General features: G+C 69.3%; 15 protein-coding genes. 8 read left to right on the top strand and 7 right to left on the bottom strand.

Annotated features, from left to right (window positions below; translation table 11 throughout):
• Positions 1–19: 19 nt before the first annotated feature.
• From LZ009_RS01765 to LZ009_RS01780, 4 genes are read right to left on the bottom strand one after another with little or no spacing between them, the layout of a single operon-like run.
• Positions 20–940, bottom strand: a complete 921-nt coding sequence (locus LZ009_RS01765) for a dihydrodipicolinate synthase family protein (protein WP_275696161.1) — start codon at positions 938–940, stop codon at positions 20–22.
• Positions 941–945: 5 nt separating this feature from the next.
• Positions 946–2118 (bottom strand): L-rhamnonate dehydratase, encoded by a 1173-nt coding sequence (locus tag LZ009_RS01770; RefSeq protein ID WP_275696162.1) that lies wholly within the window; start codon positions 2116–2118, stop codon positions 946–948.
• A 22-nt stretch (positions 2119–2140) separates the two neighbouring features.
• A complete protein-coding gene (locus tag LZ009_RS01775; protein WP_275696163.1) occupies positions 2141–3187 on the bottom strand; it encodes a 4-hydroxythreonine-4-phosphate dehydrogenase PdxA in 1047 nt (348 codons plus the stop codon).
• A 1-nt stretch (position 3188) separates the two neighbouring features.
• Positions 3189–4151 carry a Bug family tripartite tricarboxylate transporter substrate binding protein gene (locus LZ009_RS01780; RefSeq protein ID WP_430300179.1) on the bottom strand — a complete coding sequence of 321 codons (963 nt, stop codon included), beginning with the start codon at positions 4149–4151 and terminating at the stop codon, positions 3189–3191.
• A gap of 101 nt (positions 4152–4252) precedes the next feature.
• Between LZ009_RS01780 and LZ009_RS01785 the strand changes: the two genes are divergently transcribed.
• The 6 genes from LZ009_RS01785 to LZ009_RS01810 all read left to right on the top strand — a co-directional run bounded on the left by LZ009_RS01785 (position 4253) and on the right by LZ009_RS01810 (position 8700).
• Positions 4253–5200, top strand: a complete 948-nt coding sequence (locus LZ009_RS01785) for a LysR family transcriptional regulator (protein ID WP_275696164.1) — start codon at positions 4253–4255, stop codon at positions 5198–5200.
• 186 nt (positions 5201–5386) lie between these two features.
• The gene (locus tag LZ009_RS01790; RefSeq protein ID WP_275696165.1) at positions 5387–6682 is read left to right on the top strand and encodes a M16 family metallopeptidase; all 1296 of its coding nucleotides are present in this window, start codon (positions 5387–5389) and stop codon (positions 6680–6682) included.
• A gap of 9 nt (positions 6683–6691) precedes the next feature.
• Entirely contained in the window at positions 6692–6946 is a 255-nt protein-coding gene (locus tag LZ009_RS01795; protein ID WP_275696166.1) for a hypothetical protein, read from the top strand.
• Between the two features lie 11 nt (positions 6947–6957).
• Positions 6958–7458, top strand: a complete 501-nt coding sequence (locus LZ009_RS01800; RefSeq protein WP_275697096.1) for a nucleoside 2-deoxyribosyltransferase — start codon at positions 6958–6960, stop codon at positions 7456–7458.
• Positions 7459–7501: 43 nt separating this feature from the next.
• Positions 7502–7936, top strand: coding sequence for an NUDIX hydrolase (locus LZ009_RS01805; protein WP_430300180.1), 435 nt, complete (start codon positions 7502–7504; stop codon positions 7934–7936).
• The gene (locus LZ009_RS01810; RefSeq protein WP_275696167.1) at positions 7930–8700 is read left to right on the top strand and encodes a cupin domain-containing protein; all 771 of its coding nucleotides are present in this window, start codon (positions 7930–7932) and stop codon (positions 8698–8700) included. Before LZ009_RS01805 ends, LZ009_RS01810 begins: the two co-directional genes overlap by 7 nt.
• Before the next feature lie 4 nt (positions 8701–8704).
• Here LZ009_RS01810 and LZ009_RS01815 read toward each other — a convergent pair whose 3' ends face one another.
• Complete coding sequence (locus LZ009_RS01815) at positions 8705–9298, bottom strand: M23 family metallopeptidase (RefSeq protein ID WP_275696168.1); 594 nt, start codon at positions 9296–9298, stop codon at positions 8705–8707.
• A 129-nt stretch (positions 9299–9427) separates the two neighbouring features.
• On the opposite strand from LZ009_RS01815, the gene LZ009_RS01820 reads away from it, so the two are divergent.
• On the top strand, positions 9428–9592 hold the full coding sequence (locus LZ009_RS01820; protein ID WP_275696169.1) for a hypothetical protein: 165 nt from the start codon (positions 9428–9430) through the stop codon (positions 9590–9592).
• Positions 9593–9610: 18 nt separating this feature from the next.
• On the opposite strand, the gene LZ009_RS01825 is transcribed toward LZ009_RS01820, so the two are convergent.
• Both LZ009_RS01825 and LZ009_RS01830 read right to left on the bottom strand, forming a co-directional pair.
• Positions 9611–10573: a Gfo/Idh/MocA family protein gene (locus LZ009_RS01825; protein WP_275696170.1), complete on the bottom strand. Its 963-nt coding sequence runs from the start codon at positions 10571–10573 to the stop codon at positions 9611–9613.
• A 38-nt stretch (positions 10574–10611) separates the two neighbouring features.
• Complete coding sequence (locus LZ009_RS01830) at positions 10612–13416, bottom strand: MASE4 domain-containing protein (protein WP_275696171.1); 2805 nt, start codon at positions 13414–13416, stop codon at positions 10612–10614.
• Between the two features lie 89 nt (positions 13417–13505).
• Here LZ009_RS01830 and LZ009_RS01835 point away from each other — a divergent pair, with 89 nt between their 5' ends.
• The gene (locus tag LZ009_RS01835; RefSeq protein ID WP_275696172.1) at positions 13506–14639 is read left to right on the top strand and encodes a DSD1 family PLP-dependent enzyme; all 1134 of its coding nucleotides are present in this window, start codon (positions 13506–13508) and stop codon (positions 14637–14639) included.
• Position 14640 lies beyond the last annotated feature (1 nt).

The following is a 14640-nucleotide window of genomic DNA, read 5'->3' on the forward strand; positions in this document are numbered from 1 at the left end:
CTGCGCGGGAATGACGGGTTTACCTGCCCCAGCGCAGCACCATCGCATCCAGCCGCTTCGCCGTCTCGATCAGGAGCTTGCGGCTGTCCGGATGGATCTCCGGGAAGGGATGCCTCGGGGCTTCGCAGGCGATCACGCCGCCTTCCTTCATCAGCGCCTTGGCGGCCATCGGCCCGCACTGGCGGTTCTCGATGTTGATCAGCGGCAGCCAGCGTTCGTAGGCGGCGATCGCCTCGTCGCGCCGGCCTGCGGCATAAGCCTGCAGGATGGGCTGGATGCCGTCCGGGAAGCCGCCGCCCGTCATCGCGCCCGTGCAGCCGGCATCGAGGTCCGGCAGCAGCGTGATCGCTTCCTCGCCGTCCCACGGTCCTTCGATCGCGTCGCCGCCCAGGCGGATCAGCTCGCGCAGCTTCGCCGCCGCCTGAGCCGTCTCGATCTTGAAATAGGCGACGTGCTCGATCTCCTTCGCCATGCGCGCGAGGAAGGCCGCCGACAGCGGCGTGCCGGCCGCCGGCGCGTCCTGGATCATGATCGGGATGTCGACCGCGTCCGAGAGCCGCGCATAGAACTCGTGGATCTTGGGCTCGCCCACGCGGAAGGTGGCGCCGTGATAAGGCGGCATCACCATCAGCATCGCGGCGCCCATGGCCTGCGCGCGCCGGCTGCGCTCGGCGCAGACCTTGGTGCTGAAGTGCGTGGTGGTGACGATCACCGGCACGCGGCCCTGCACGTGCTCCAGGATGGTCCGCGTGAGCACCTCGCGCTCGTCGTCGGCCAGCAGGAACTGCTCGGAGAAGTTGGCCAGGATGCACAGGCCATCGGAGCCGGCCTCGATCATGAAGTCGACCGCCCGCTTCTGGCTCGCCAGGTCGAGTTCGCCCGCCTCCGTGAACGTGGTGGGAACGACGGGGAACAAGCCCCGGTAGCGCGCGTTGGCCATGGCCGTCACCCGATGATGTCGAAGTCTTTCAGGAACTCGGTCTTGAGCGTGAGGCCCAGGCCGGGCTTGTTGTCGTCCAGCTGCAGGAAGCCATTGTCCGCCACCGGCTCGCCGTCGAAGATGTAATAGAACAGCTCGTTGCCCACTTCCACGTCGAACATCGGGAAGTACTCCGCCATCGGCGAGGCGATGCTGCTCATGGTGAGATGGTAGTTGTGCATCTGCCCGGCGTGGGGGACGACCGGCACGCTGTAGGCCTCGCACAGCGCGTTGACCTTCTTCGCCGCGGTGATGCCGCCCACGCGGTTGGTGTCGTACTGCACCACCGACACCGCGTTGCGCTCCAGCAGCTGCTTGAAGCCGTAGTGCGAGAACTCGTGTTCGCCGCCCGAGATCGGAATGATGTTCATGTTGTTCAGCTCGGCGTAGCCGTCGATGTCGTCGGCGATCACCGGCTCCTCCAGCCAGCGCGGCTGGAACTTCGCCAGCTTGGGGAGCATGCGCTTGGCGTACTCCACGTTCCAGCCCATGTAGCACTCGAGCATCAGGTCGTTGTCGTAGCCGATCACTTCGCGCAGCGCTTCCACCGCCTTCAGGTTCTCGCTCACGCCCTTGGTGCCGTGCGCCGGGCCGTAGCCGAAGCGCGTCTTGAACATCGTGAAGCCCTGGTCCAGGTACTTCTGCGCCTCGTCCTGCATCTCCTTGATGTCGGTGCGATAGAGCTTCGAGTAGTAGCAGGGGATCTTTTCCTTGGTGCGGCCGCCCAGCAGCTTGAACACCGGCTTGTTGACCGACTTGCCCAGGATGTCCCAGATGGCGAGGTCGACCGCCGAGATCGCCGCCATGGTGATGCCCTTGCGGCCCCAGGCGTGGGTGGCGCGGTACATGCGCTGCCACAGGTACTCGTAGTCCCACGGGTCCTGGCCCACCACCAGCGGCGTGAGGTACTCGTCGATGATCGCCTTGGCGATCGCCGGCGCCAGCGCCACGTTGCCCAGGCCGACGATGCCGTCGTCGGTCTCGATCTCCACCACCGTCCACGAATGGAAGCGGAAGGTGCTCATGGTCTCGGCCGGCGAGTACAGCAGGTCCATGGCGTTGGAGCAGAAATTGCCCTGCGGCGGGACGGTCTTGCCCTTCCACTGGAAGACGCGGGCGCGGACGGATTTGATCTTCATGCGATGTCTCTCGAGGAAAAATTCAGGAAGCGACCAGGGCGTTCTTGCGATGCGCGGCGCCCATGCGGGCGGCGATGCGGAAGGCCTGCCAGGTCGCGTCGACGTTGGCCTTGCCCTGGCCCGCGATGTCGTAGGCGGTGCCGTGGGCCGGGGTGGTGATGGGGATCGGCAGGCCGCCCTGCACGGTGACGCCGCGGCTGAAGCCCATCAGCTTGATCGCGATCTGGCCCTGGTCGTGGTACATGGTGACCACGGCCTGGTAGTCGCCGGCCTGCGCCTTCAGGAAGATGGTGTCGGCGGGGAAGGGGCCGTGGAAGGGCGACTCGGTGGGCCACTCGCGCGCCTGCAGGCGCTTGACCGCCGGCTCGATGATGTCGATCTCTTCGCGCCCGCACTGGCCGCCGTCGCCGCCGTGCGGGTTGAAGGCGGCGATCGCCACCTTGGGCGCCGCCATGCCGCCGGCCAGCAGCGAGCGGTAGATCAGCTCCGCGGCCTGCTCGATGCGCTCCACGCTCAGGTACTTCGCCACGTCCTTGGTCGGCACGTGCGAGGAGATGCGCGAGGTCCACAGTTCGCCCAGCGTGTTGAACTCGCAGAAGTAGCCGGTGACGCCCAGGTATTCGGCGAAGTGGTGCAGCTCGTCCTCGTGCCGCATGCCGCCGATCTTCATGGCCTGCTTGTTCAGCGGCGCGAAGCAGATCGCGTCGATGGCGCCGCCGATGGCCGCGTCCATGCACAGGTCCAGCACCTTCAGCACCGCGCGGCCGCAGGCGGGCTGCGCCACGCTGCGCTGGACTTCGCCCTGCGCGATGGTCTGCGTTTCCAGGAAGGCGGGGCGCGCGGTCGAGGCGCGCCCGCGAATCTCGGCCAGCGAACGCACCGCTTCGGTGGCGACCTCGACGCCGGCGATGCGCTGGCCTTCCTCCCACAGCCAGCGGTCGCCCACCAGCACGATGTTGGCCAGCGTCGCCGCTGCGGGCTTGGCCAGCAGCCGGGCGATCAGCTCGGCGCCGATGCCGGCCGGGTCGCCCAGCGTGAGCGCGACGACGGGGAGCGTGGAGGCGGTCATGTCAGTCCAGGTGGATGTTGTTCTTCTTGATGATGTCACCGAAACGCTTGTACTCGCTGGCCTGGAAGGCCGCGAATTGCGCCTGGGTCATCGGCGTGATGTCGGCGCCGATGGCCTCCAGCCGCGTCTTCGTTTCGGGCATCGCCAGCACCTTGCTCACCGACTCGTACACCTTGTCCTGCACCGCCTTGGGCGTGGACGCCGGCATGTAGATGCCGTACCAGGCGCTCATCTCCAGGCCGGGGATGCCGGCTTCGGCCAGCGTCGGCACGTTGGGCAGCTGCGGATTGCGTTTGGCGGTGGTGACGGCCAGCGCGCGGATCTTGCCGTTCCTGACCTGCCCGATCACCGAAGGCATGGTGTCGAAGCTCATTTGCACCTGGCCGCCGATCAGGTCGACCAGCGCCGGGCCACTGCCCTTGTAAGGCACGTGGGCGATGTCGACGCCGGCCGCGTCCTTGAACATCTCGGCGGCGATGTGCTGGGTACTGCCGGCGCCGCTGGTGGCGTAGTTCAGCTTGCCCGGCTCCTTCTTCGCCAGCTTGACCAGCGACTGCACCGAGTCCGCCGCCACGCCGTTGCCGACGACCAGCACGTTGGGCACGGCGCCGACGAAGACCACCGGCACCAGGTCCTTGTTGTTGTCGTAAGGCAGCTTGAGCAGGTGCGGCGCGATCGCATGCGCGGTCACCACGCCCATCACCATGGTGTGGCCGTCGGTGGCCTTGGCGGTGGCGTCGGCGGCCAGCGTGTTCGACGCGCCGGGGCGGTTGTCGACCACCACCGGCTGGTTCAGCAGCGGGCCGAGGCGGTCGGCCACGGCGCGGGCCATGGCGTCGGTGCCGCCGCCGGGCGCGGAGCCGACCAGCATGCGCACGGTCTTGGTGGGCCACGCGGCGGTCTGGGCCGAAGCGGCGGCGCAGGCAGCGAGCAGCGCGCAGGTGATGGCAATGCGTCTTTTCACGGGGTTTGTCTCCTTCGAAGGCTGGAGGCGATTCTGGAGGGCCTGCTTATTCCCGTAAACTAAAAACTCTTGATCGATTGATAACGACAGGTGATTGGTTCATGGGCTCGATCGACCGCCAGGATTCCACCCCGCAGCTGCTGAATCGGCTGCGGATGCGGCAGATCGCGTTGATCCTGGCCGTGGACGCGCACAAGACCTTGCGCGCCGCCGCCGGCGAGCTGGGCCTCACGCAGCCGGCGGCCACCAAGATGCTGCAGGAGCTGGAAGGAGCGCTCGGACAGCCGCTGTTCGAACGCGTGGGCCGCGGGCTGCGCTTGAACGCGGCGGGCGAACGGGTCACCGGCTACTTCCGCAGCATCCGCGGCAGCATGGAAGCGCTGAACCGCGAGCTCGGCGAGCTGAAGCAAGGCGGCGCCGGCAAGTTCTCGGTGGGCAGCATCATGGCCGCCTCGCCCGGCCGGCTCACCGACGCGCTGCTCGGGCTCAAGCAGGACTACCCGATGCTGGCCATCGAGATCGCGGTGGACACCAGCGACCGCCTGCTGGCGCAGCTGCGCGAAGGCGTGCTGGAGCTGGTGGTGGGGCGCAACACCGCGCTGGACGGCATCGCCTGCACCTTCACGCCCATCGAGGACGAGGCTCTCGCGGTGATCGCCGCCGTCGACCATCCGCTGGCGCGCAAGCGCAAGCTGGAGTTCGAGGACCTGCTGGCCTATCCGTGGATCCTGCAGCCGCAAGGCAGCCCGATGCGGGAAGTGATCGAGCGTGAATTCCGCAGCCACCATGCGGCGCTGCCGCGCGGGCTGATCGAGACCGGCTCCATCCTCACGACCATCAACCTGGCACGCGGTTCGCAGTTGCTGGGGGTGATCCCGGAGGCGGTGGCGCGCAGCGACCCCGGACAGGGCGCGGTGCGCATCCTGCCCTGGCAGTTCACCCACAAGCTGGAGTCGTACGGCAGCCTGGTACCGCGCGACCGGCCGCTGAGCGGCCCCGGCGCCCGCTTCCTCGAATTGCTGCACGCCCGCCGGCCCCGGCGCCGCTGAGGCTCAGCAGCAGGCCGCCGCGGCGAGGATCAGCAGCGCGCAGGTGAGCAGCACCGAGCCGACCAGCTGCGCCAGGAACAAGAGGGTGGAATTGCCAGCCTTCATGTCGCCAGTGTGAAGTGCTGTTCATGAACGCATCCTGAACGGCGGCAGGCGTGCCGCACGAGCCGGTAGGATTGGGCATCCATGCACGTTTCGCGAACACTTTCCAACGGGGTGCGGCTGCTTGCCCTCCCCCTGCCCCATGTCCAGAGCGCCAGCGTCGGCGTGTTCCTCCGCGTGGGCTCGCGCGACGAGACGCCGGCCAGCAATGGCGTCAGCCACGTGCTGGAACACATGGCCTTCAAGGGCACGGCCACGCGCACCGTGCAGCAGATCAACCTGGACGCGGAACGCCTGGGCGCCGACGTCAACGCCTTCACCAGCAAGGACACGACTGCTTACTTCATGACCGGCCTGGGCCGGCATGCAAGCCGCTTCCTTGCGATGACCGCCGACATCGTCCTGAACAGCACCTTCCCGCAGGCCGAACTGCAGCGCGAGCTGGAGGTGATCCGGCAGGAGGCGATCGAGTATGACGAGGACCCGCAGGAGAGTTCCAGCGAATTGCTGGACCGCGCGCTGTGGGGCGAGCATCCCATGGGCATGCCGGTGATCGGCACCGTGAAGAACATCGAGCGCTTCACCCGGCAGGACCTGGTCGACCACGTGCAGAAGCACTACGTCGCCGAGAAAACGGTCGTCGTCGCGGCGGGCAACTTCGAGGTCGATGCCTTCCTGGCGGAGGCGGAAGGCCTGTTCGCGCAGATGCCGCGCGCCGGCGCCGTTGCGCGCTCGCTCGACTTCCAGCCGGCGCCGCCCTACGTGGGCAGCGCGGTCGGCCGGCGCTTCAGCCAGGTGTCGCAGGTCTTCGTCAACCTGGCCTGGCCGGTCGCACCGGCGCAGGCCGATGAAGTCGGGCAGCAGCGCTGGCGCATCGCCGCCTCCATGGCCGCCATGCTGTTCGGCGGCGGCATGTCCGCGCCTTTCACCGACACCATCCGCGAGCGCCTGGGCCTGGCCTACACCGCCGACGCCAGCACCGAGCATGGCGACAGCTGGTTCACCTTCATCGTCCATGCGATCACCACGCCGGACAAGCTCGACCTGCTGGTGGACGCGACGCGCGGGCTGCTGCGCGAGCATGCGGAGCGCATCGACGACGTGCACCTCGAGCGCGCCCGCAACCAGATGGCCGTGGCGCGCGTGCGCACCGCGGAGCGCACCTACGCCACCATGGAGCGCGCGGTCGAAGAACTGTTCGTGCACGGGGCCGTGATCCCGGCCGAGGCGACGGTCGAGATGATCGAATCGATCACCGCGGAGGAAGTGCGCGCCGTGTTCCAGCGGATGCTGGCGCACCAGCCGGCCCTGTCCATCACCGGCAAGGGCGCCAGCGCGGCCGCGGCGCGGCAGCTCGCGGCGAAGATCGGCCTCGCCTAAAGTGCAGCCATGTCCGAAGCCGCCATCACCACCGCCGTCTACAAGCTGTTTCCCTCCCCCCGCAACCGCAGCCGCACGATCTATGCCTACGAGGTCTTCGTGCCGCATCCCTATGCGCTGGTCGACCCGCCCAGCTACGGACCGCAGGGCCAGTGGACCTTGTTTGCCGCGCATCGCCTGGCCGACGGCAAGAACGGCCAGCTGGTGACCTTCGAGCTGGAGGCCGACGCCAACCGCTTCAACGCGCGCTTCGTGCCGGACTGAACGCCTTGCCGATCCGCCGCATCTACCTGGCCGGGCCCGACGTCTTCCGGCCCGACGCCGTCGCCTACGGCCGCGAGCTGGTCGCGCAGTGCGCGCAGGCCGGCTTCACCGGGGTGTTTCCGCTCGACGCGTCGCTGACCGGCGAGCCCGCCGACCTGGCGCGCCGCATCTACCAGGCGAACATCGCGCACATCGAAACCTGCGACGTGGTGCTGGCCAATTTGCAGTTCTTCCGCGGCCCCGAGCCCGACAGCGGCACCTGCTTCGAAGTGGGCTACGCGGTCGCGCGCGGCAAGCCGGTGATCGGCTACCTGCCGGAGACCGGCAGCTTTGCCGAGCGCATCCGCGCCCGCTATCCGCAGGCCGTGGGGCAGGGCCTGGTCGACGCCAGCGGCTGGCACCTGGAGGAATTCGGGCTGCCGCTCAACCTGATGCTGGCCGTGCCTTGCCGCATCGTGGTCGGCGACTTCGCTGCCGCTTTGTCGGCGCTGCGCGAACTGGGGACGGCTTGAGCGAGCAGCGCATCCGCCCGCTGGAGTTGCTGCGCGAGGCCGCGTGACGGCAGCGAAGACCGGCAAGGTGTGCCCGGTCGTCCTGCGCGGGGCCGGCGCGGCGCTGGAGATGCTCGCCTTCGCGCATCCGCTGGCCGGCCTGCAACTGGTGAAGGGAACGATAGAACCGGGCGAAACGGTCGAAGCGGCGGCGCTGCGCGAACTGCGCGAGGAATCGGGCATCACGCAGGCGCGGATCGTACAAGACCTGGGCAGCTGGGACCCGGACCCAGGTTCCCCGCGCTGGCACTTCGTCGTCTGCGCGGTGGATGAGGCGCTTGCCGACCATTGGACCCACCAGGCGGCGGACGATGGCGGCCACGCATTCCGCTTCTTCTGGCATCCGCTGGCGGCGGACCCGGCGCCAGAGCAGTGGCATGCCGTTTACCTTGATGCATTGAAGTTCCTCCGCGACCGGATTAAATTCCCCGCGTGCTGAACGAACCGTTCCCCATCTCGCGCCGCAGCTTCACCGCCGGTACGCTGCACGCGCTCTTCCTCTCCAGCCTGTTCCAGCAAGCGACGCGCGCCGATGCGCTCGAAGGCTCGCTGAAGTGGAGTGCGCGGCTTTGGCTGCGCGAGCTGGACGAAGCGTCCTCGGCACTCGCTGCCGGTGGCCTGGCGCCGCGCGAATGGCAACGCGCCATCGAAGACACGCTGGGTCGCGTCGTGCTGCGCGATTTCCTGCGCTCGCTCGACTTCGAAACCCTGGCGCGCAGCGCCCGCTTTCCGGCGCAGGCCGAAGGCATGCAGCGCCTGTACTTCCCGCAGGAGGACGGACGCCTGCAGCCTCTGGCCTTCCGGCCCTACCTGTTCACGCTGGAGAAGGGCGTCGCCGTGGTCCCGCACGGCCACCACAACATGGCGACCATGCACATGGTGCTTCAAGGCGAAGCGCGGGTGCGGCACTTCGACAAGCTCGAAGCCGACGCCAGCCACATGCTCATTCGTCCCGCCGGCGATGTAACCGCCCACGCGGGCGACGTGTCGTCGATCTCGGACGACCACCACAACATCCACTGGTTCCAGGCGCTCTCCGGCCGCGTGCTGATGTTCAACATCGGCGTGTACCAGGTGAGGCCGGGCCCGTTCGGCGAGCGGGATTACATCGATCCGCTCGCAGCCGCTCAGGACACCGGCGGCCTGCTGCGGGCCGCGCGCCTAGCGCGTGACGAGGCTTACGCGAAGTACGGCCACGGCTGATTTCTCACCGCCCCGCCGTGGTCACCGCCTCCCCGCGCACCAGCGCGTCATACGGATTGAGTGCTTCGCCGCCCCACCAGCGGCCCTTCTGCTCCAGCACCAGCACGGCGAAGTGCAGGTGCGGCGCCGTCTCGGGCGCGTTGCCGGTGGTGCCCACGTAGCCGATCACGTCGCCCCGGCGCAGCGGCTGGCCGTCGCGCAAGTTGTCGGCGTAGCGATCGAGGTGGGCGTAGTAATAGACGATGGCGCCGGACGGGTCGACCTGGTAGACCGACAGGCCGCCGCCCTTGTTGCTGGAGATCTTGGCCACCTTGCCGTCGTCGGCGGCCAGCACCGGCGTGCCGCGCGGCGCCATGATGTCCAGTGCCTTGTGCTTGCGCCCGCGGCTGCGCGTGTCGCTGAAGTTGTCGTGCAGCTGCGCGGCGCGGATCCCTTGCACGGGCACCCCTAGCGTTCGCGCGGAAAGAGGATCGGCGGCCGGCGTGGAGCGCTTGGCGACGGGAGCGACCGGCAGGACGAGGGGCACCGGCGGGCGCACGCCGCTGCTCGCATGCAGCAACACTGCAAGCGCACCAGGGAGCAGCCAGCGACGGTCCATGCTCCAAGGTAGCCCGAAGCGCCAGCCCGGCCGGTCGGAGGGCGGGACGCGCTGGCGTCAGCTTCCGCCTGAGCCACGGTCAGGAATCTCCTGCTGGGTCGGCGCGGCGGATCCCGGTAACTTCGTGCCATGACGCAAGATGACTTCGCGCTGATGGCGGCGGTGCTCGCCGCCACCCTGTTCTTCGCGGCCTACCTGGGCGTGCGCAGCGGCAACGCCAAGGCCGACACCCGCCTGATGGGCGGCTCCGGCGTGGTCTTCGCCACGGTGGCCGGCGTGCTGTTTGCTACCTGAGCAGGGCGGCGCCCGAGGTCAGCGGGCCGAGGCGAAAGCCGCGTCCATCATCGCCTGGGTCCCGCGCGAGAACTCCAGCGGGCACGGGTAGCCGGCCCCGCCCTCGTTCACCGCGCGGTTGAACGCCGCCGCCTGCAGCTCATAGTGGTTCAGGGACGGCCAGCGCTCGGTGACGGTTTCGGTGCCGCGGTGCAGCTCCAGCCGGGCCTCGCCGAACACGCGCGCGTTGAACGGCACCGGCAGCCGCAGCACCCCGGCCTCGCCATGGAAGGTCATCTCCTGGCGCGGATGCATGCGGGTGGAGGTGAACGCCGCATAGTCCGCGTCGCCGAACTTGGCCGAGAGCGTGGCATAGACGTCGACGCCGTTCTCCCACTGGATGCTGGCGCGCACCGCGGTGGCCTCCAGGCCGGCGGCGAAGCGGGCGCTGCCCATCACGTAGACGCCGATGTCGCGCAGCCCGCCGCCCCCCGTGCTCGCCTGGTTGCGGATGTTGGCGGCGTCGCGGTTGTTGTACGCGAAGGTGCCGTCGATGCGCCACAGCTTGCCGATCGCGCCCTCCGCGATCAGCTGGCGCGCGCGCTGCCACTGCGGGTGGTGCACGATCATGAAGGCCTCTGCGGCGAACACGCCGGCCGCATCGCGCGCCGCGATCAGGGCGTCGAAGTCGCCGGCCTGCATCGCCATCGGCTTCTCGCACAGCACGTGCTTGCCGGCCTGCATGGCCTTGACGCTCCACTCCACATGCAGCGTGTTCGGCAGCGGGATGTAGACCGCGTCGATGTCCGGATCGGCGAGCAGCGCTTCATAGCTGCCGTGGAGGCGCAGGCCGGGCGCGAAGTGGCGAAAGGGCGCGGCCTTGGCCGGATCCGAGGTGGCCAGCGCAGCGACGTGGCCGCCGGGCGCCAGCGTCAGCGCCGGGCCCATGTGCTGGCGCGCGAAATTCGCCGCTCCGAGAATGCCCCAACGCACATCCGCCATGACTCGCCTCCGCCAATGCAACGGCGACGAGCATACCTTCAATGACGTTGCGCGGCGCCCGTATCGCGCACGGCCGCGCCGGTTCGCAGGCTCACGGCCAGCAGGGCCTCGACCTCGGTGCGGGCGACCGGCTTGGTGAGGTGGAAATCGAAGCCGGCTTCGCTGGTCTGCTCGCGGTCCTGCGCCTGGCCCCAGCCGGTGACCGCGATCAGGCGCACCGCGGACCCCATGCGCCGGCGCAGCTCGCGCGCCACCTCCAGGCCGCTCATGCCGGGCATGCCGATGTCCAGCAGCACCGCCTCGGGCTCGAATTCGAAGGCCAGCGCCAGCGCCTCCTCGCCGCTGTGCGCCACGCGCACCTCGTGGCCCTCGTGCGTCATCAGCGCCGCCAGGGTGTTGGCGGCATCCTCGTTGTCGTCGACGACCAGCACGCGGTGCAGCATCGCCGGCCGCGCGGCGTCGCGCCGCGGCTCGGCCACCGGCGCATCGGATTGCAGCAGCGGCAGCCGCACGATGAACCGGCTGCCTTGCCCGACGCCCGCGCTCGAGGCCTCCACGGTGCCGCCATGCAACTCGACGAAGCCGCGCACGAGCGCCAGGCCGATGCCCAGGCCGCCGTGGCTGCGCTCGCGCGCGCTCGTCACCTGCGAGAACATGCCGAAGATGCTGCGCAGGTGCTCCGGCGCGATGCCGATGCCGTTGTCGGCCACGCAGATGCAGGCCAGGCCGTCTTCGCGCCAGGACGAGACCACGATGCGGCCGCCGCGCGGCGTGAACTTGGAGGCGTTGTTCAACAGGTTCACCAGCGCCTGCGTGATGCGCGTCGCATCCGCGTTGGCCCGCAGCGGCTCGGAACTGGGCTGCTCGACCAGCTCGTGGCCCGCGGCCTCCAGCGCCGGCCGCGCGGCATGCACCGCGTCGTGCACGCATTCCGACAGCGACACCGGCGTCCGCTGCAGCAGGAGCTTGCCTTGCGTGATGCGCGACACCTCCAGCAGGTCGTCGACCAGGCGCGTGAGATGCTTCGACTGGCGATCCAGGATGCCCGTCATGCGCTGCACCACCGGCGGCAGGGGGCCGGCGCGCGAAAGCAGGTCCACCGCCGTGCGGATCGGCGCCAGCGGGTTGCGCAGTTCGTGCGCCAGCGTCGCGATGAATTCGTCCTTGCGGCGGTCGGCGATGCGCAGCGCGTCTTCCTCGGCGCGCTGCTGCGTGATGTCGGTGTTGGTGCCGAACCAGGCCAGCACGCGGCCCTCGCCGTCCGTCAGCGGCATCATGCGCGTGAGGAAGGGCCGGAAGCGCCCGTCCGCGCCGCGCAGCGGAAACACCATCTCGAAGGCCTCGCCGGTCTCGAAGCTGCGGCGGATGCGGACCAGCACCGAGGGCAGCACGTCCGGGTCGTGCACGCTCTGCCAGCTCCAGCCTTCCACGTCGTGCAAGGTGGTGCCCGTGTATTCGTACCAGCGGCGGTTGTACCAGTAGACCCAGCCGTCCGGACGCGCCATCCAGGCCAGCTGCGGCATGCCGTCGGCCAGCGCGCGGAAGCGTGCTTCGAGTTCGGCGGTGGCCTGCTCGCCCTGCTTCTGCGGCGTGATGTCCGCGGCCACGCCGAACAGGCGGATCGGCCCGTCCTCCTCGTCGTGCACCGCGCGCCCGCGCACGTCGAGCCAGCGCCAGCCGCCGTCCGCGTGGCGGAAGCGGAATTCCACCGCCAGCTCCTCGTCGGGCTGGATCTCCGCGTCCATGAGGCCGCGCACGGCCACGCGGTCGTCCGGATGGACGCGGTCGAAGAAGAAGCGGTCGGAGGCGGCCAGCGCCGCGGCCGGCCAGCCGGTCAGCTCCTCGACCTCCGGGCTCCACCAGGTGGTCTTGTTCGCCAGGTCGCGCGTCCAGGCGGCCATGCGGCCGCCGTGCATCGCCAGGCGCAAGACCTCGCGGCTTTCGCGCAGGTCGGCTTCGGAGCGCGCCGTTTCGCGCGCCTCGGCCAGTTCGCGGTAGATCTTGGCGTGCTCGGCGAGCAGCATCACCAGCACCACGCACGACGCGAACATCGCGTAGACCCGGCCGGCGTAGAACCCGACGTCGTAGCGGCCGGCGTTGAAGATCGACACGAGCGCGATCTCGAAGAAGCTGTCGCACAGCATGACCAGCAGCCACAGGTCCAGCACCGAGCGGATGCGGCGCGCCCACAGCACGACGATCGCCAGCCCGGTCATCGACCATTGCCCGTAACGGCCGACGTTGAAGGCGGACGAGTAATGGCTGTCGATCAGCATCGGCGGCAGCAGGTCGTTGCCCAGCGTGGCGAGGACGGCCAGGGCCGCGGCCAGCAGTGCCACCACGAGGAGCGCGCGCACCATGGCCCTCGGCACCGTGGTGCCGAGCTTGTCCTTGCTCTGCCGCAGCGCGGTGTAGGCGAGCACGGCGGACGGGATGCCCAGGTGCCAGAACACGTGGAGGTAGCCGGTGGTCTGCGCGCCTCCTCCCAGCACGCCTCCCGGCGCGAACACGCCGGGGAAGCTCAGCAGGTGCAGCGTCGCCATGATGGCGGCGAAGACGTATCCGGCGGCCAGCACGAGCCCGGCGCGTTGCCGGCTGAAGCGCAACTGGCCGAACAGCAGCGCGGCCGTGATCAGGTCGTTGACGATCAGGGTCGACTGGAACAGCGGGATGAACCACGGTCCTTGCGGCAGCTGCACCTTGGCCAGCGGCGCCAGCACGAGGAACAGCCCGGCCGAGAGCGCAACCACCCACAGCGCCGCGCGCCGCGAACTCGCGTCGGCCGGGCGGTCGGAGAGGGTCACCGGCAGGAAGTCGGGACCGGGCGCTCGAATGGGACTCACCGCAGGAAATTAACGCAGCCGCACCGCCGAGCTTTGTGGGCGCGGACGAACTGCTTCTATAGTCCTCGGCAGACAGACAAGGAGAGCACATGAGCAGCTTGGGCGGGCTGGACACACCGGCAGCCGTGGTCGATGCGCGCCGGATGCAGGCCAACATCGAGAGGATGCAGGAGCGCATGGACGCGCTGGGCGTGAAATTCCGGCCGCACGTGAAGACGTCCAAGTGCCTGCCGGTGGTGCAGGCGCAGCTGGCCGCGGGCGCCCGGGGCATCACGGTTTCCACGCTGAAGGAGGCCGCGCAGTTCTTCGCCGCCGGCATCACGGACATCCTCTATGCGGTGAGCATGGCGCCGGGGAAGCTGGCCCAGGTGGCGACCCTGCGGCGCCAGGGCTGCGACCTGAAGATCATCACCGACAGCGTCGCCGGCGCGCAGGCCATCGTGGACTACGGCAAGGAACACGGCGAGACCTTCGAAGCCTGGATCGAGATCGACGTCGACGGCCACCGCTCCGGCATTCCGCCCGAGGGCGAGTCCCTGCTGGCGGTGGGACGCGTGCTGCACGAAGGCGGCATGCGCCTGGGCGGCGTGATGGCGCATGCGGGCTCGAGCTACGACGTCGACACGCCCGAAGCCCTGCGCCGCGTCGCCGAGCAGGAGCGCGCCGGCACCGTGCGCGCCGCCGAGCGCCTGCGGCAAGCCGGCCTGCCTTGCCCGGCGGTCAGCGTGGGCTCGACGCCGACCGCGCTGTCCGCCGAGCACCTGCGCGGCGTGACCGAGGTGCGCGCGGGCGTCTACGTCTTCTTCGACCTGGTGATGCACAACGTGGGGGTCTGCGCAGTGGACGACATCGCCCTGTCGGTGCTCACCACCGTGATCGGGCACCAGGAGGACAAGGGCTGGGCGATCGTCGACGCCGGCTGGATGGCGATGAGCCGCGACCGCGGCACGCAGAAGCAGAAACACGACTTCGGCTACGGCCTGGTCTGCACGGAAGACGGCCGGCCCCTGGAAGGCTATGTGCTGAGCGGCGCCAACCAGGAACACGGCATCCTGAGCCGCGCCGAAGGCGTGGACCCCGGGATCGCGGCGCGCTTCCCGGTGGGCACGCGGCTGCGCATCCTGCCGAACCACGCCTGCGCCACCGGTGCGCAGTTTCCCGATTACCACGCGCTGCAGGCGGACGGCACGGTCGCCGACTGGCCGCGTTTCTATGGATGGTGAA

The organism is Ramlibacter paludis, assembly GCF_022012305.1.
Classification (GTDB): domain Bacteria; phylum Pseudomonadota; class Gammaproteobacteria; order Burkholderiales; family Burkholderiaceae_C; genus Ramlibacter; species Ramlibacter paludis.